Origin of the sequence: Mannheimia sp. ZY171111, assembly GCF_017750945.1 — a bacterium.
In the GTDB taxonomy this organism is placed as follows: domain Bacteria; phylum Pseudomonadota; class Gammaproteobacteria; order Enterobacterales; family Pasteurellaceae; genus Mannheimia; species Mannheimia pernigra.
This window is the reverse complement of the sequence record NZ_CP046532.1, coordinates 757,980-772,971: the sequence shown is the minus strand read 5'-3', so window position 1 is coordinate 772,971 and position 14,992 is coordinate 757,980. Positions and strand designations below refer to the sequence as shown.

The 14,992-nt window shown below is 39.3% G+C and carries 20 protein-coding genes and 1 pseudogene; 3 read left to right on the top strand and 18 right to left on the bottom strand.

The window, feature by feature from the left end; all coding sequences use genetic code 11:
* Positions 1–816 (top strand): serine O-acetyltransferase, encoded by an 816-nt coding sequence (cysE, locus tag GM698_RS03660; protein WP_176807585.1) that lies wholly within the window; start codon positions 1–3, stop codon positions 814–816.
* A 115-nt stretch (positions 817–931) separates the two neighbouring features.
* A pseudogene (locus tag GM698_RS03655) lies at positions 932–2,251 on the top strand (IS3 family transposase).
* Positions 2,252–2,725: 474 nt separating this feature from the next.
* Here the strand turns inward: GM698_RS03655 and GM698_RS03650 are convergent.
* The 18 genes from GM698_RS03650 to GM698_RS03565 form a co-directional block, all read right to left on the bottom strand.
* Positions 2,726–3,124 carry a helix-turn-helix domain-containing protein gene (locus tag GM698_RS03650; RefSeq protein ID WP_176812180.1) on the bottom strand — a complete coding sequence of 133 codons (399 nt, stop codon included), beginning with the start codon at positions 3,122–3,124 and terminating at the stop codon, positions 2,726–2,728.
* 42 nt (positions 3,125–3,166) lie between these two features.
* Complete coding sequence (locus GM698_RS03645; RefSeq protein WP_176812181.1) at positions 3,167–3,433, bottom strand: type II toxin-antitoxin system RelE/ParE family toxin; 267 nt, start codon at positions 3,431–3,433, stop codon at positions 3,167–3,169.
* 134 nt (positions 3,434–3,567) lie between these two features.
* Entirely contained in the window at positions 3,568–5,331 is a 1,764-nt protein-coding gene (locus GM698_RS03640) for a DUF5906 domain-containing protein (RefSeq protein WP_209289672.1), read from the bottom strand.
* Positions 5,324–5,593, bottom strand: a complete 270-nt coding sequence (locus GM698_RS03635) for a hypothetical protein (protein WP_238348730.1) — start codon at positions 5,591–5,593, stop codon at positions 5,324–5,326. Before GM698_RS03635 ends, GM698_RS03640 begins: the two co-directional genes overlap by 8 nt.
* A gap of 10 nt (positions 5,594–5,603) precedes the next feature.
* A complete protein-coding gene (locus GM698_RS03630; RefSeq protein WP_176812183.1) occupies positions 5,604–5,804 on the bottom strand; it encodes a hypothetical protein in 201 nt (66 codons plus the stop codon).
* Entirely contained in the window at positions 5,797–6,714 is a 918-nt protein-coding gene (locus GM698_RS03625) for an ash family protein (RefSeq protein WP_238348743.1), read from the bottom strand. Before GM698_RS03625 ends, GM698_RS03630 begins: the two co-directional genes overlap by 8 nt.
* A gap of 328 nt (positions 6,715–7,042) precedes the next feature.
* Positions 7,043–7,657: a hypothetical protein gene (locus GM698_RS03620; protein WP_176812184.1), complete on the bottom strand. Its 615-nt coding sequence runs from the start codon at positions 7,655–7,657 to the stop codon at positions 7,043–7,045.
* Between the two features lie 10 nt (positions 7,658–7,667).
* Positions 7,668–8,114: a hypothetical protein gene (locus tag GM698_RS03615; RefSeq protein ID WP_176812185.1), complete on the bottom strand. Its 447-nt coding sequence runs from the start codon at positions 8,112–8,114 to the stop codon at positions 7,668–7,670.
* Positions 8,115–8,161: 47 nt separating this feature from the next.
* A complete protein-coding gene (locus GM698_RS03610) occupies positions 8,162–8,515 on the bottom strand; it encodes a hypothetical protein (RefSeq protein ID WP_176812186.1) in 354 nt (117 codons plus the stop codon).
* A gap of 283 nt (positions 8,516–8,798) precedes the next feature.
* On the bottom strand, positions 8,799–9,089 hold the full coding sequence (locus tag GM698_RS03605) for a terminase small subunit (RefSeq protein ID WP_176812187.1): 291 nt from the start codon (positions 9,087–9,089) through the stop codon (positions 8,799–8,801).
* 52 nt (positions 9,090–9,141) lie between these two features.
* Positions 9,142–9,474 carry a hypothetical protein gene (locus GM698_RS03600; protein ID WP_176812188.1) on the bottom strand — a complete coding sequence of 111 codons (333 nt, stop codon included), beginning with the start codon at positions 9,472–9,474 and terminating at the stop codon, positions 9,142–9,144.
* Positions 9,471–9,833, bottom strand: a complete 363-nt coding sequence (locus GM698_RS03595; protein WP_238348731.1) for a hypothetical protein — start codon at positions 9,831–9,833, stop codon at positions 9,471–9,473. The genes GM698_RS03600 and GM698_RS03595 overlap by 4 nt, the downstream gene beginning before the upstream one ends.
* A 5-nt stretch (positions 9,834–9,838) precedes the next feature.
* Positions 9,839–10,258 (bottom strand): terminase small subunit, encoded by a 420-nt coding sequence (locus GM698_RS03590; RefSeq protein WP_176812189.1) that lies wholly within the window; start codon positions 10,256–10,258, stop codon positions 9,839–9,841.
* Positions 10,255–10,698, bottom strand: a complete 444-nt coding sequence (locus GM698_RS03585; protein ID WP_176812190.1) for a hypothetical protein — start codon at positions 10,696–10,698, stop codon at positions 10,255–10,257. The genes GM698_RS03590 and GM698_RS03585 overlap by 4 nt, the downstream gene beginning before the upstream one ends.
* Before the next feature lie 5 nt (positions 10,699–10,703).
* Positions 10,704–10,991, bottom strand: coding sequence for a hypothetical protein (locus GM698_RS03580; RefSeq protein ID WP_238348732.1), 288 nt, complete (start codon positions 10,989–10,991; stop codon positions 10,704–10,706).
* On the bottom strand, positions 10,988–11,740 hold the full coding sequence (locus GM698_RS03575; RefSeq protein ID WP_176812191.1) for an antA/AntB antirepressor family protein: 753 nt from the start codon (positions 11,738–11,740) through the stop codon (positions 10,988–10,990). Before GM698_RS03575 ends, GM698_RS03580 begins: the two co-directional genes overlap by 4 nt.
* 11 nt (positions 11,741–11,751) lie before the next feature.
* Positions 11,752–11,988 carry an AlpA family transcriptional regulator gene (locus GM698_RS03570; RefSeq protein ID WP_238348733.1) on the bottom strand — a complete coding sequence of 79 codons (237 nt, stop codon included), beginning with the start codon at positions 11,986–11,988 and terminating at the stop codon, positions 11,752–11,754.
* Between the two features lie 222 nt (positions 11,989–12,210).
* Positions 12,211–12,963 carry a hypothetical protein gene (locus GM698_RS03565; protein ID WP_176812192.1) on the bottom strand — a complete coding sequence of 251 codons (753 nt, stop codon included), beginning with the start codon at positions 12,961–12,963 and terminating at the stop codon, positions 12,211–12,213.
* Positions 12,964–13,209: 246 nt separating this feature from the next.
* Here GM698_RS03565 and GM698_RS03560 point away from each other — a divergent pair, with 246 nt between their 5' ends.
* On the top strand, positions 13,210–14,958 hold the full coding sequence (locus tag GM698_RS03560; RefSeq protein WP_209289671.1) for a ShlB/FhaC/HecB family hemolysin secretion/activation protein: 1,749 nt from the start codon (positions 13,210–13,212) through the stop codon (positions 14,956–14,958).
* The last annotated feature ends 34 nt before the right edge of the window (positions 14,959–14,992 follow it).

The following is a 14,992-nucleotide window of genomic DNA, read 5'->3' as shown; positions in this document are numbered from 1 at the left end:
ATGCAACGAGATGACATTAATCAGATTTGGCAATCTATTAGAGAAGAGGCAAAAGATCTTGCTAACAGTGAGCCGATGTTAGCGAGTTTTTTCCATGCAACTATTTTAAAACACCATAATTTGGGTGATGCGTTAAGTTATATTTTAGCAAATAAGCTGGAAAATCCGATTATGCCAGCAATTGCATTAAAAGAGATTATTGAAGAAGCCTATAGAGCAGAGCCCGAAATTATTGCGAGTGCTGCCTGTGATATTAATGCAGTTCGCACACGCGATCCTGCAGTCGATAAATGGAGTACGCCATTACTTTATCTAAAAGGCTTCCATGCTCTACAAAGCTACCGAGTCACGCACTATTTATGGAATCAAGGCAGAAAGGCACTTGCGGTTTATTTACAAAATGAAATTTCAGTTGCTTTTGATGTGGATATTCACCCTGCTGCAAAAGTGGGCTGTGGCATAATGTTTGACCACGCTACGGGCATTGTAATAGGCGAAACCTCAGTCATTGAAAATGATGTTTCAATTTTGCAAGGCGTCACACTAGGTGGAACAGGTAAAGAAAATGGTGACCGTCATCCGAAAATTCGAGAAGGTGTAATGATTGGTGCTGGTACGAAAATTTTGGGTAATATTGAAATTGGTCGTTATTCAAAAATTGGTGCAAATTCGGTGGTACTACAACCTGTTCCAGAATATGCTACCGCCGCTGGCGTACCTGCTCGCATTATAGGCAAGTCTTCAGAACAAAAACCAGCATTCGATATGAACCAATATTTCGGAGACGAACAGCGATTGTTTGGCGATGGAATTTAGCTACTTTAGATTTCTTCATAGGTACGCATAGGACAATAAAAAAGCCCTGTAAGTTTTTTGATCTGCCCCCCAAAAGTTGGACTCACTTTCCAACTGATTAAGGTGCAGATTTTTTATGACTAAATACCCCCAAATTTTTAAACAACAAGTCGTGGATTTCTATGTTGAACATCACGAAAATCTTCCTATAACACTTCATCATTTTGATTTATCTAGTAAAACAGTGAGACGTTGGATTGCTCAATATAAATATTCAGGTATCAATGGGTTAGCTGTCCTCCATTGTAAAAGAGCTTACTCTCCAGAATTTAAGTTTCAGGCGATTAAATGAATCCTTGATGGTTTATTTTCTGCTGAAGAGGCGACTCTTCATTTTGGTATTTCCAATAGCGGGGTAATCAGCCAATGGTTGAAAGCCTTTCGGAAAAGCGGTATAAATGGACTCCAACCAAAATCCAAAGGTCGCCCGAGTATGAAGCCTCACTATGCGAAAATGCCGCCACCGCCTAAAACAGAAGAAGACCGCCTACGCTTGCGTATTTTAGAACTAGAAGCAGAGGTAGCCTATCTAAAAAAGTTAGACGAGATAATCAAAAGGGGCGAAGCCAAACGGCAGAAACCATCCAAAAGTTAAAGAACACTATCCGTTAGCTATTCTTCTGCGAATAGCAAAGCTGGCTCGAAGTACATTCTTTTATCATCAACCCCCTAAATTAGACAAAGACCGTGAGCTCAAAAACGGATTTGTGAAATTAAGCAGAAAGAGCCTCACTATGGTTATCGCCGAGTCACCGCAAAATTAGGCGATGTGAATCACAAACGAGTTCAACGCTTGATTCAAGTAATGGGCTGACAAGTTAGGTCGAAGAAACAACGTAAATATAACGCTTATAAAGGAGAACCAGGCAAAATCGCGCCAAATCTGTTACAAAGAAACTTTAGTGCAACTAAGCCGAATGAGAAATGGCTGACAGACATTAGCGAATTTAAAGTGAAAGAAGAGAAGCTCTATTTTTCGCCGATTTTAGATTGCTTTAACAATGAATTGGCCGTTTATCAAATGAGCCGTAGCCCAAATGGCATGCTTGTACAGAAAATGTTATGACAAGCGGTCGAAAAGCTCCCGAAAAATGCAAATCTGATATGACATTCAGACCAAGGTTTTCATTATCAAATGCATCGTTATCAGAGTCTATTAGCTAAAAATGGTATTCAGCAAAGTATGTCTGGGAAAGGGAATTGTTTAGATAATGCGGCGATGGAAAGCTTTTTTGGGCGAATGAAAACAGAATGCTTTTACGAAAAAACGTTTGAGAGTATTGATGAACTGGAACAAGTCATCAATGAATATGTTCGTTACTATAATGAAGAACGAATCCAACTAAAACTAAAAGGACTGAGTCCGATACAATATCGACATCAGTCCTTTAAATAACAGTCTAACTTTTTGGGGTCAAATCATTGATTTTCAAGGCTTTTTAGGTATCTATAGAACGCTATAGGTTTATAATTTGGTGGCTGGGGTCATCTGAATTGAGTGTCATCAAGCCTTGATAAATAAGGGTTTTGGTTAATTCAAATTTTATTTGTACTCCTAAATATACTCCTAAAATTCAAAGTGCCTCATTAAATAGATTATTTTGTAATCGGTGATATGTAGCTTATTTTACCTTTGCCATTCTTTTTTCAAAGTTTAGAAAAATAGTTTTGAAAAAAATATCACCATTATCACCAAAAATAGGCTTAAAGTATTGATATATAAGGCTTTGTAGAGTGGTGATGTTTTGGTGAAATTGGTGATATTTGGGTAAAATAGGTGATATTTAGGGGGCGTTTTTAATGTAATAGGAATTTTAAAGCCGTCAATTTCTCAATCAACGGCTTTTTAATGTAGTAATATGTAGTAGGTTTAAATTGCCAACTGTTCAGGGGTGCAGTTGTAGATTTTAGCTAGTTTTTCCCTTGTGCGTTTCTGTGGTCGGTTGCCTTTGCGTTCAGCTTGTGAAATAGCAGATTGTGAAAGCCCTGTTTTTTCCGCCACGTCTTGCTGTGATAGGTTGCGGTAAATCCGCCACGCTCCTAATGAATTGATGTTTTGTTCTAGTTTGATCTTCACTACTTCAAAAGGTAGTGTTACATCGTCAAATTCATCATTATCTACTTCAATCTCTACAAGGTCTTGTTCGGTTTCGTCATCATAAGGGAAGTTATATTTACCCGCCCCAGTTAGCTCTTCAAATTCAGCCACCGGCACAAGCACAAATAAATCCTTGCCGTTGGTGTCTTTAATTGTTTGATATGGTTTCATTTCGCATTCTCCGCTTATTTGAGGGGCTTTCGCCCCTATTCTTTAATGTGTATAGGTTTGCTCGTCTCGTTTTGCTATCGTTTGAATTTCGATGATTTTTGGCTCTCCATCCTGCACCTCGAAAATCACTCTATACCGTCCAACTCTTAGCCTAAACCTATTTATATAGCCCTTTAGTTTTTTAATATCGAGTTGAACATCAGGGAATAAAACAAGTGCTTCAATTGCATCCAAAATAGCTTGTATATATCGACTATCAATTTTTGAGAGTTGCTTATCCGCTTTCCCTGTGAATGTGATTTTATTCATTGTGTAGCATTCTCTTATTATTTAACAATAGATGTATTATAAAGACTTATATTTGTCTAATCAATTATATTATAAGTAAATTATAAATAAAAAGCCTAGCATATTTCAGCTAGGCTTATGATGTGGCGGTAGGGCTAACCGTCTCGCCATTCGTCCATAGTGCTTTGATAGTCTTTATAAGAGATGTTTAACGTTTTATTTCCTGTTTTCATTACTTCAATAATCTGTGCTTGTTCTCCGCTTGCTTTTAAGGCTTCAGGGAATGCCCTTTTAAAGTGTTGGAGTGATAACGGCTTTTGTCCGATACAATCACAAAAGAATAGATAGGCTTTATAGAGTGCTTTACTTTCGTTTAGTGATGTTCTCGTTGAACCCCATCGCATAGAGATTGGCTTGCTATTGTCTATCTTGAAATGTGTAGCAAAACTGATTAAGTGATTACTCTCTCGCTGCATTTCTATCGCTTCGCCTTGCTTTTGATGTGATAGCAATACTTCTCTTGCCTGTTCGGGGTTTGGGAAAGTGTTTAGCAAGCGGTGAATAATACCGTAAATTTCCCCTTTGACCTTTTCAATGAAATCATCATCACGTACATCATCAGGAATTTTACGCCCAAAGTAGAAAGTAACCTTGCGTCTTAAGTGTCCGCTGTTTTGGTTGCCGTCTCTGCCGTCAGTAAACGTGATAACGTTATTTGTCGCATACATAAAAATGATTTTAGGGTAGTAGTCTATGCCTTGCTTGTATAGCAATCTAACGCCGACTGCTTCGCCTCCTGTTGCTCGTTTCAATCCATCTGCATTTCCGCAGTAGTATGGCTGTTCAGGTGATAGCACAAGCGATTTACCGATAATCTTTGCTAACTCGGTTTGTTCATCAAATCCGCCAATATCAAGAATAGTGGTATTGCCTCGCCCATTAATTACTTTGGCGATTTCACCAAAGATTGATTTACCTGCACCGGCTACGCCTACTACCTCAAAATAGAGCTGCCATTTATAGCGGTTAGTTAAGACTGCGTATAACGCCCCGAATAGGGCTTCTCGCTTGTTTTTGTTGCCATTAGAAGCAAAGTCTAACCATTGCTCAAAGTACGGTGTATCGGTGCTATTTGGGTTTATTTCGTAGTCCTCAATCTCTCGTAAATAATCCTCTTTTGTGATGGCGGTAAATTCGCCTGTATGTTTGTTTAGCTTACCATTCGCAAACCCGATTATATCGGGCGAACCGTCAGGCATTTGGGGGATTTTACGCTCTACCAGTTTAGCTAGGCTTGTAATTTTTCGGTCTGAAAAATCAATATCCACTTCTTCAAAAAATGCCATTATCTGCCGTTCAAGCATTTCATTATCGAGCGATTGCCAGTAAATGCCGTTGTAAAGGTAGTTTATGCCTAACTTAGTGTCTCGGGCTAGTGGTTGTGGTTGCCATTTCAAAAAGGCGTGTAATAGCTCCTTTTGTGTTGGGTTATCGGATATGCTTATATCGCTTTCCGCTTTCACTCTTCCGCCATCTTTCCCCATTTCCGCACGCAATCGGGCAATGTATTCACTTACATTTTCTTCAAGCTGTAGAGCTTCATCATAGAAAGCTACCGTTTCAGCCGTTGAATGTTTGGCAAGGTTTTGACAGATAGCCGATTTCTCGGCTTCTGTGAGTGTTCCTGCTCGATAGATTGAGGTTGTTCCTACCTCTACCGCCAATTTCAAGCGGTCGATTTCTCGCAATTCTTTACCACCTAGAATGATAGGTTGATAGTCGCTTTCTGATTTCGTCCACTCTAGCACGGTTTGCTTTTTGGTTTTATCCCACGCATTGCTACCGGCTATGATGTAGGCTTCGTATGGTTTGCCTTTCGGTTGCTTGTTTACGTTCGGGGCATTCTTGAGTTTAGTCATATTTGCCCCCTGTTGCTAATCGTTGCTTTTCAATGCGGTTTATCTTGGTGGCGGTGTGAGGTGTAAAGGCTTGTTGATTAAAATCAAGTCCTTCCATTTCGCTTAATGCACCGATCAAAATGCTATGTACGCCCTCTAAAGCCACGGATATAGCGACTCCGTCCATATCTTGTAGGCGAGATTTCATCATTGCTTCAAGAATATTGGCTGCTTGCCAACACTTAAAAATGCCGTTGTTAAATTGCTCTTGCTGATTAGTCATACCCGCCCCCTTAAATCTCTTCCAAACGTGTTACGCTGTCATCAATCATCTTGACCACGCCTCTTAAAGCCGTGCCTATATTGATAGTATCTTCGTTAGCAAGTAGGTTATCCTTAATCATTTCAAGCATACATAGAGCTTCCCATAGGGTGCATTTGGCTGTGTCAAAATCCTCTAATTCTTGGGCATTGATTTCTTGAGATTTATACATATTGCACCCCCTCAAAACGTGAAGAAAGGGCAATAGGGGAGCGAATGCTATTCAACTTCCACCATTGGTGGAAGTTAATAAAACGTGTAGAGCGAACGATAGGCGTAGTTTTGGCGGTGTTGCCGGTTTGGGTTGGTTTTTTCATAGTGTCGTATGTTTTAGTTAGTTGATAAAATGACTTATCGCTTTGTGAAAGGTGCGATAAGGGTTCAACTGCTACATACGAATAGCCCCCCTTATTCGTGCTTAAAGCCTTATTTCGGGGTGTCGCCCTTACCGCTAATTCTGAATAGATCTTGGGTGTAGTAATCCCGTGATTGTGAATTTGAGGTAAAAAAAGACCGCTTGTATCACGCTTGCGGTTAGCGTCGTATGTAGTAGTGAGGTCATTATGACCGCAACCATCCACACTTGGCAAGCTGTTATTTTGTTCAGTATCGCAAGCGGTCATATTTGCTGAATTATTTACAAGTGGATTGCGTAAACGTGCCACTAGAAGCGGTTTAGAGGCAAATTGAACACGGCTCAAGGCTTCGGCTTTGTTGTTGGCGTGTACGGTGATTTTCAGGCGTTGTGAGCCTAGTAAGAGGAATTTGTAGATCATTGATGATAGCTCCGTGTTTGATTTTTCAGGGGCTACCGCTAAACTTCTGACGATTTGGGCGGTAACGTGTAACGGGGTCAGAAACTGCGATACACGGAACACAGCAAAGGGCGAACCTTTCCCATTACACGCTACCATAGAGAGAAAGGCAATCTGCCCAAAAGTGGGGAGATTGTTTTCTTTGGGTGTGTGTGTGCTACAAACAAAAATAGCACGATTGAATGGCATGCTTTTGTTCGCCGTGTATAAATCGTTCGAGTTCTGACGCTCGGTTGTAGATTTTGCTACAACGTGAGCAGAATAAATCTCACTTAGGATTTTGTAAAGTGATCTCGTTCACATTTTTTAATTTTTTCATCAGAAAGCCAATCTACACATTTTCAGAATGTACGAATTGTTAATCTTCATTTTTGGCTTTTTTTGTGCGTGGTCTGCAAAAATTTTTTTGCGGACAATCACTCTATTTATATTCTACGCTCTACTTATATATTTACGATCTACGTATATATTTACGTTCTACTTATATGTCTTCCCATTACTTTTTTTGTGGTTATTTTGGGTAAATTAATCCCATTTTTTACGGGACATTTATCCCATTTTTTATGGGATTTCATACAAAAAAATTTGGTCAAACTCACAAATTGTCATCTACTTCATCAATGAAATTAGAGATGTTTTCGTCTTCTGTTTTTTGCCAAAGAGCTATATCAGGGTGAGAAAAGCGGAAGCGTGGACGATAAATCGTTAAAATTTCATATTCTCTATTTGGGTGGCAAGGGATAACGAGGCGAATTACTTTATTGCCTGTGGTGCTGTTCTTCAGGCTCATTTCTTCATCGTACAACTCATCTACATCATAGTTAAAATCCCTGTTACCGTAGTAAGCAATACTGCTATCGATTGCTGAACTAACATACGATAAATCGGCATTATCTGCGTGATAGTCGTTAATTCTTATCGTGAATATCAGCTTAGGTTGCTTGGGTGGTTGCTTCTCTAGCAATACAATAACCTCATAAATCAATCCTAACCGTTTTAGTTGCTGAAGCGTTTTCCAAAATAGAGAGCTGTTTTCTTCGCTGATTACTTCGTCTTGTGAAAATAAAAAATCTCGAATAAATGATTTATAGGCTTCCTCTTTATTCGTGTTAGAAGCAGAAAGTCTTATTAGAAAGTCAGTAGCATCAAAATGCTTTGTTTCTATATCCCATTTTTGAAATACGCCATTAAAACCGCCTAAATCGCTCATAGAGAGATTTTTATAAAAAGTTAGCAGTAGCTAGGGTATTTAGTTTTTCGCTTTCTGTGGCGTTTTCAGCGTGATTTATGCGATATATAACAGAACTAACTTGATTGATACTATCGACAAATGCAACGGGCAAATTGATGTTTAATGTCGTGTAGTTAATTTTAAATAATGTCCCTTTTGCCTGTCTTAGTTTAGAAATGTAACCATTTAAAAGAAGCTCAGACTGAAGTTGTTTGCCTGTTTCCCAACGGCAATTTAGGTGTTCACTGATTGCTTTTGCTCCTGCGTAGGTAATGCTGAAGGGTTGTTCTTTCGGGGTTTTAGGAATGCCATTAGCAAAACGATTTAAGACAAGCATAGCGGATAGAAGTCTAAAATCGCCTTTACTTGCAACGGATTTCAATAGAGAGAAGTCAGCTTGGAAATACTGACTATTATTTTTGATTTTTTTCTTCATACCTTTTAGCCTTTGCTTTTTGGTGATGTGGAGAGTGTAGTCACTGGCTAGATGATTTGCTCAATATGGCTGTAGTAAAAGCCGTTTTTGCTTTCTCGTTGTGTAACTTTAATTTGATATTCGTTGCCTTGAAATTGAGATACATCAATACCGTTATAAATCTGCTCAGGTGATAGCGGTTTGTGATTTAGACTTTGGACGATCTCAGTTAAGTTGCTATTAGGTTTTAGTATCGGGGTACAAGTTCGGGTTAATTTAACGCCTTGATATACTCCCCCGATGATTTCAAAGATGAACGCCATTCTTTCACCATATCCGCTTTGAATGGTCTTAATTTCAGCTAGTTTGGCGGGGTATCTACCGCTTTTGACAATATGATTTTTATTGCCTTTTACAATCATAGAAACGCTCCTGTAAGTATTTGAAAATGGTTAATATTTTACCATAAGTTCATATTTATTCGGTGTGAGATTTATAGATGGTTAGAGATTGATTTTTAGATGAAAGAGAGTAATATCAATGTTGAAGTTAAGAAGATAGTTTTTCATAAGAAGTCACTCCATTACCCCTAGTTGTGTATGGCTAGGGGTTTTTGTTTGACTGAATTAGTAAAAGTTTGCCTGTTTTGGGGTAAGTTTTCTTACCTGTTTTGGGTAAAAATGACTGAATAAAAGTCAACTTTTATCAGGGATCGTTTTTTAAGTTATTGCTTTCTAGCCATTCCGCCATTAGTGAGCCTTTTCTAAACTTCGGCAAGTGTTCGCCTCTTGCCTTGTGTGCTTGGACAAGCTGTTTCAGCCGATTAAATACCCTGTAATCATTCATCATTTCGCTTGCCCTTGCTCGCATTGAATGCGGTTTCATTGTGCCGGTATTCACTGCTTGATAGGCTTTTAGAATGTTGCCGCATTTCAGGTAAGCTAAGCAAAAGGCTTCTTGTTTTTCGGTTAGGGTTTCTGTTCGTATTCTTGGCATAGTGATTTCCTCAGTAGTGTTTCCCTACTTTTTCGGGAGTGCTTGCACCTTGCTACACATCAAAACGGCTTAAAATCTGCTGTGCTTGTTCGCTCGTGATAGCAATTTCATTTCTTAGCCCTGCTTTATGATTTAGCCACTCAATAACTTTTCGGGCTGTATGGCGGTCGGGTAGTTGGTAACGTGTGTAATATTTGCCGTTATCCGATATTGTGTTGTTATGCCATAGTTTCAGCCCTGTCTCTTGCTCAAATTGGCTGATATAGGTTCTTGGGCTAACAATGAAATGCTTAAACGTGCATTCGAGTTCAGACGTGCCATTCTCATTTAAAGCAACCTCTAACATCACTTTTTCGCCGTTGGTTTGTGTATGGTGTTTCTTCATTTTCCTGCCTTAATGTAGTGTTTAGTCCGCTTGTTTAATCGGCTTGTAGGGTGTCGGCTCAAATTCGCCTTTATCCACGTTAGCAACGTGTAGAGCAAATACTTTGCCCCATTTCTAAACGCTTTAAATTGCGTGTTTTGGTCGCTTGTTAGCGTTGTGCCGTTGGCTTTTAATTCCGCCATTAGCACTAAGCCCATTTTCAAACGGTCGGCTAGTTCGGTGCATTCTTCCGCCAGCACTTTTTTGAAGTGATAGCAGTCGGGGAAATCTTGCTTACAATGCTCAATAGCGATTTTGTTTAACGCAAATAAGCGGTTGGTTTGTGGGTAGGTTTTAAAGTTGGGTTTTAGGGTTTTCATTATGTTTATCCTGTTATCTGCAGCTCTGGTTCATCTGTAAAAATAATATTGATTTTTGAGGGTAGCTCTCGCAAATCGGCTTTTACCTCGTGAATTTGTTTATCTAGCCCTAAAATCTTTGCTTTCCCCATTGTTGCTTGTGTCATTGCGTTAGGGTTTTCTTTAGCTTTAGCAAGTGTTCTCGCTTCTTCAAGCTCAGTTAATAAGTCATCAACGGTTAATTTATGGCGTTCTGCGTGTTCGGCTTTCAATTCCTCAATTCTTGCCGTAATCTTGCCGTTGTCTAATAATTCTTTTGCTTTGCGGTTGATAGTTTCGGGTTTCATTCCCTCCGCTTCGTATGCTTGGCGATATGCCTCGCTTGCGTTACCTGTTTCAATATAGGTAAGGCAAAAAGCCTCTTGTTTTGGTGTGAGTTCTGTCATTCTTTCCCCTCCGCCATTCGTTTTTCAGCAAAGGCATAATCAACTTGCTTTCTGTAATCTTTGCTCATCATTTCTTTTGTGATTTCATTGCCGTGCCGGTCGATAAATGGGTTTGTTCGCTGTGGGTAGGGTAGTTTGTTGATTTCGCTCAATAGGTCATCATTCACTAATAAAGGCGTTGCCGTTAGTTGTTGATGATAGGCAATAACCGCTAGGGCTTCTAAAAAGCCTGTTGCCCCCGCCATTTCAATATTGATATGATCTTCAAGGTCAAGAGAAAGCACCCCAATAAAAAATGGGTTGCCGTTATCGTGGTATAGTCGTTCAATTCGGATATGCGGAAAATCTAAAAAGCTCAATGTTGCTTTGATAGGCTCATTCATTAGGGCAGTAATACCCGGTAAATTTAATTCGTGCTTTAATGTGTTTTTTGTTTTCATCTTGTTTAATTCTCCAGTCTGCCCGCCACTTTTCGCAGTTGTGCGAGCTGTTTTCTTAAAATACCTAGTGTGATTAAATCGTTTTCTATTGGCATTGTCTTATATTGCTTCTCTAGTGCCTCTATTCGCCTACCTAGCATTATTAAAAGCTCGGGCAAGGGGTAAGGCTCATTATCTGAATACAGGCTTAAAAACGTGAATAATGGCGTTTTAGTGCCTTTGTCATTATCTAGGTAGTGCCGGATAGCTAACCGCATTAAAACTGGATTTTGCTTGGCTGTAATGCACTTCATAGAACCGCCATTATTTTTTTATTGAATTTAGTAGATAAAATTTCAGTTAGTTTGGCTTTGCGTTGTTGGTAATTTAACAAGCCCATATCAAGCAATAGGCTGTTTGCTTGTTCTAAATATTCCAGCTTGAGTAGTTGCTCTGCATTAAGTGCGTTTCTTGTATCGCCTATGATGTTGTGAGCCTGTCGCCAGTGATGAACATTCATACCTAGTAACACTTCCATCAGCATTTTTGCTTCATTGGTGTAGTGGAATTTGCTTGTTGCCTTACCCTTTCTTTCTCTTGCTTGTTCAAGTGCGTTACACATTCGTTTGAATGGGGTTTTTACTGCTTCTCGGTCTTTATGCCATTGTTGGCGGTATTGAATAACATCATTGGGGGCAAGTTGTGATAGTCGTTCTTCGCATTGAATAAAGTATCTTCTAGCTAATTTCCCTTGCTCATTTTGCTCTAACATTGCTAATTCTTTAGCCATTGATACGGTCAGCAAATACTCATTGCGTTTACTTGCACCTCTAACGCCTTGTTTACGATTCATAATTTTATGAAATGTAAAATAATCCTTATTTTTCTCAAAGAACCCTGCTTCAATCGCTTTTACAATCCAGTCCGCAAAGTGCTGTTTGCTTTCTAAGAATTGCCATAATTGGCGACCATCAACTAATTGCTTGATTTCTCCTTGATGTTGTTGCGTAACAATCGGTAAGAATTCGGTTAATTGAGTGGCTGAATAATTTTCTGCTGTCATTGGCAACCTCCCTATACTGTTCTGCTATTCGCTAGCGATTGAATAAACGCATTAATTTCACTTTCGAGATAGCCGACCGAATTAGCCCCTAGCTGAATTTTCTTCGGGAAGTCAGGGCGATAGCGTTTTGATTTCGGGTTTTGCCAGTCTGAAAAGGTGGTTTTGCCTACGCCTAACTTTTGGCGAGCGATAAATGGGCGGATAATGCGAACATCATCAGCTAAGTGTGTGATAGTGCTTTCGGTCATTTATATTCCCCTATGCTGTTAAATTGAAATGCTTAAACCTTGAAAGGGTGTAAGCGGTTGCTATGGGAATATTTTGGGAATTTTGAGGAATGAAAATAGATTGAAAGGGTTTTAAAGGGGGGAGGGGTTTATCATAGAAAAAGGGTTAAACCCTTTTAGAATTTAACCCTTATATATTTGTTATTGCCTTGTGCTATAAGGTTTTAAAAGGGGTTGCCCCTTTTATGATTTTCTACCTATATAGCGAGCTTGTTCTGGTCTAGTGATTTTTTGAATAGCCTCTCTTATCGTCTTACTAACCTTTACATTATCGAAATTGTCTTCTATCCATTTTTCTATATGTTCCGCATTTGCTATCGTGTCAGGTTGAGATAAATCCGCATTTACCCAAAATCGATTAATTACATCAAAAATAGCTTTGATTGGCTCGGTTGTGTGTCCATAGATTGAGCGTTGCTCATAATCTACTATTTGAGTTTTTTGCATTTGAGCCTGTTTCAAGCTCTCAATTTCCGCTTTTAATCTTGCTATTTCCTCATCCTTGGAGGTGAGTTGTTGTATTAGTTCGCTGTTGTCTGCTGTTTGGGTGTTAATTTCTACCGCCTTATACGGTGGAACATTCCATAGTAAATTATAGGTTTGAGCATATCGTCTGATCGTATCGTGATTTAAAAAAATCTGGTTAAATCCATTTCTGTCCTTTTCTATTCTTGCTGTGATGTTTCCTGTTTCAGCAGATTGTTTGATGGCATTAAAAATAGTGTTGTATCTCGGATGTTCGTGAGCATTCCAGTCTTCAGGGTGCAAATCTAAAAATATGCATACAACATCGTGTAAATTTATTTCTGAATACATCGCATAATCATCTAAATGTGTTGTGCTGTTGTTTAGATTGATTTTAATACCTAAAGCCTGCTCTAATTCAGCTTTATTTAGTAGCGTTGTCTCAAAATCATTCTGATTAAATTGTGCCATTCTTACCTCCTAGAACGGTTGTTTGCATATATCTATAAAATGCAAATAAAAAACATCTTTTAAATCAATTGTTTATTAAAAATATTTAAATTTAAAAAATAAATTTGTAAATATAAACAGCAATTTGCATAGTTTTTTACACTCTATTTTGACACTTTTATTTGTTGATATTTTATACTTAAATTTGCAAAAATGTGAGGAATTTTATACACTCTTTCAAACTGAATAACAGCTTCTATTGACCTTATGAGATACCATCAAACCTTCATTTTAAGCTTCATTTCTTCAGCGATAGCAACTACCGCTTTCGCTAATACGCTTGATACTCAATTAAGCGGCATAGATGCTGCTCAACAACAACGCCAGCAACAGCATCAACAGGCACAAGCCGAACAATTACAAGCTCAACCCGATATTCGTCTCGATACATCTTCCTCTGAATCACTTTTACTCTCTCATACTGAATCACCCTGCTATCCTATCCATCAAATCACACTAACTGATTACGGTTCTTCTACCCTACAAAGTCAATTCCAATGGGCCTTTGATAAGGCTGCTCAAACATTAAAGCTTACGCTACCACACTGTTTTGGTGGTGAAGGTTTAGGCGTATTAATGAAACAAGTTCAAAACGAAATTATTGGCCGTGGTTATGTGACGACTCGTGTGGTGACTGAAGAACAAGATTTGAGAGGTGGAAAATTAGTTTTAACTGTTATTCTGGGTAAAGTGCGTAATACGATTGTAGCGGATAGTGGCAATGTACCTCGTTTTACGCGCTTACATGCTCTTACGGCTTTAACCTTTGATTCGGGTGACTTACTTAACATCCGAGATATTGAGCAATCTCTTGAAAATTTAAAACGTGTGCCAACTGTCGAGGCAAATATTGAAATTTTGCCGAGCGAAAGTGATAAAGCGGAAGTGGGTGACAGTGATTTAAAAATCAGCTATGCACAAGCCTTTCCGTTTAGGCTGAATTTAGGGCTGGATGACGCTGGCTCAACATCCACAGGGAAATTACAAGCTTCTGCAACCCTTTCGATTGATAATATTTTTTCTGCCAACGACCTGTTTTACACCTCATTTACCCACAGCCTCAAGCAAAAAGGCGATGATAAAGGTAGTCGTGCCAGCAAAAATCTAACATTGTATTACTCTATTCCGTTTGGCTATTGGAGTTTAGCTTTCTCTCACAACAAAAACCGTTATCACCAAGAAGTATTTGGTGCTTTTGATAATAGCTATCGTTATTCAGGTGTAAGTGATAACGACAAACTCACGCTGTCTTATTTGCTTTATCGTGATAGCGTGCGTAAAACGACGATTTCCGCGTCACTTTGGTCTCGCCAATCGCAAAACTATATTGATGGTGCTGAAGTGGGCGTGCAAAAACGCCGAATGGCAGGGTGGGAAGGGGGTTTTTCTCACAAAGAATATTTAGGCAACGGCACGTTAGTGCTATCCGCTAATTATAAACGCGGAACGGGGGCACGCGGGCAGTTACAAGCGCCAGAAGAATTACGGGGAGAAGGCACATCTCGACCACAGATTATCACGGTATCAATTTCTTATGACAAACCGTTTATGTGGGGCAAACAACCGTGGCAATTTAACTCCAGTTGGCAGGCTCAATGGAATAAAACCCCTCTCATTTTGCAAGACCGCTTTTCGCTTGGTGGACGTTATACCGTGCGTGGTTTTGATGGCGAATTAACCCTTACAGGCGAACGCGGTTGGTTGTGGCGTAATGAATTAGCGTGGCAGGTCAATCGCCTAGGTCATCAACTTTATTTTGCTTTAGACAGCGGGTGGGTAATGGGTTGGTCAACTAAAAATCAGTTGGGGCATCATTTAATGGGGTCAGCATTAGGCTTGCGAGGCAATATCAAAGGGATGTCTTATGATGTTTTTGTGGGTAAACCTGTGCGTAAACCAGAAGGGTTTAGCACCTCCGATACCGTGGTAGGTTTTAATTTAAATTACCCTTTTTAATGACATAGGGTTTTATATTTCTCGTAGGGTGGAT

Bases quoted from the DNA above. Each gene is read 5' to 3' on its own strand.
- GM698_RS03640 (WP_209289672.1), bottom strand. From the start codon at position 5,331: ATGACTAAACTCAAGAATGCCCCGAACGTAAACAAGCAACCGAAAGGC.
- GM698_RS03565 (WP_176812192.1), bottom strand. From the start codon at position 12,963: ATGGCACAATTTAATCAGAATGATTTTGAGACAACGCTACTAAATAAA.
- GM698_RS03560 (WP_209289671.1), top strand. From the start codon at position 13,210: ATGAGATACCATCAAACCTTCATTTTAAGCTTCATTTCTTCAGCGATA.
- GM698_RS03630 (WP_176812183.1), bottom strand. From the start codon at position 5,804: ATGTATAAATCTCAAGAAATCAATGCCCAAGAATTAGAGGATTTTGAC.
- GM698_RS03570 (WP_238348733.1), bottom strand. From the start codon at position 11,988: ATGACCGAAAGCACTATCACACACTTAGCTGATGATGTTCGCATTATC.
- GM698_RS03610 (WP_176812186.1), bottom strand. From the start codon at position 8,515: ATGATTGTAAAAGGCAATAAAAATCATATTGTCAAAAGCGGTAGATAC.
- GM698_RS03595 (WP_238348731.1), bottom strand. From the start codon at position 9,833: ATGAAAACCCTAAAACCCAACTTTAAAACCTACCCACAAACCAACCGC.
- GM698_RS03615 (WP_176812185.1), bottom strand. From the start codon at position 8,114: ATGAAGAAAAAAATCAAAAATAATAGTCAGTATTTCCAAGCTGACTTC.
- GM698_RS03580 (WP_238348732.1), bottom strand. From the start codon at position 10,991: ATGAAGTGCATTACAGCCAAGCAAAATCCAGTTTTAATGCGGTTAGCT.
- GM698_RS03645 (WP_176812181.1), bottom strand. From the start codon at position 3,433: ATGAATAAAATCACATTCACAGGGAAAGCGGATAAGCAACTCTCAAAA.
- GM698_RS03590 (WP_176812189.1), bottom strand. From the start codon at position 10,258: ATGACAGAACTCACACCAAAACAAGAGGCTTTTTGCCTTACCTATATT.
- GM698_RS03635 (WP_238348730.1), bottom strand. From the start codon at position 5,593: ATGACTAATCAGCAAGAGCAATTTAACAACGGCATTTTTAAGTGTTGG.
- GM698_RS03650 (WP_176812180.1), bottom strand. From the start codon at position 3,124: ATGAAACCATATCAAACAATTAAAGACACCAACGGCAAGGATTTATTT.
- GM698_RS03620 (WP_176812184.1), bottom strand. From the start codon at position 7,657: ATGAGCGATTTAGGCGGTTTTAATGGCGTATTTCAAAAATGGGATATA.
- GM698_RS03585 (WP_176812190.1), bottom strand. From the start codon at position 10,698: ATGAAAACAAAAAACACATTAAAGCACGAATTAAATTTACCGGGTATT.
- GM698_RS03605 (WP_176812187.1), bottom strand. From the start codon at position 9,089: ATGCCAAGAATACGAACAGAAACCCTAACCGAAAAACAAGAAGCCTTT.
- GM698_RS03575 (WP_176812191.1), bottom strand. From the start codon at position 11,740: ATGACAGCAGAAAATTATTCAGCCACTCAATTAACCGAATTCTTACCG.
- GM698_RS03600 (WP_176812188.1), bottom strand. From the start codon at position 9,474: ATGAAGAAACACCATACACAAACCAACGGCGAAAAAGTGATGTTAGAG.
- cysE (WP_176807585.1), top strand. From the start codon at position 1: ATGCAACGAGATGACATTAATCAGATTTGGCAATCTATTAGAGAAGAG.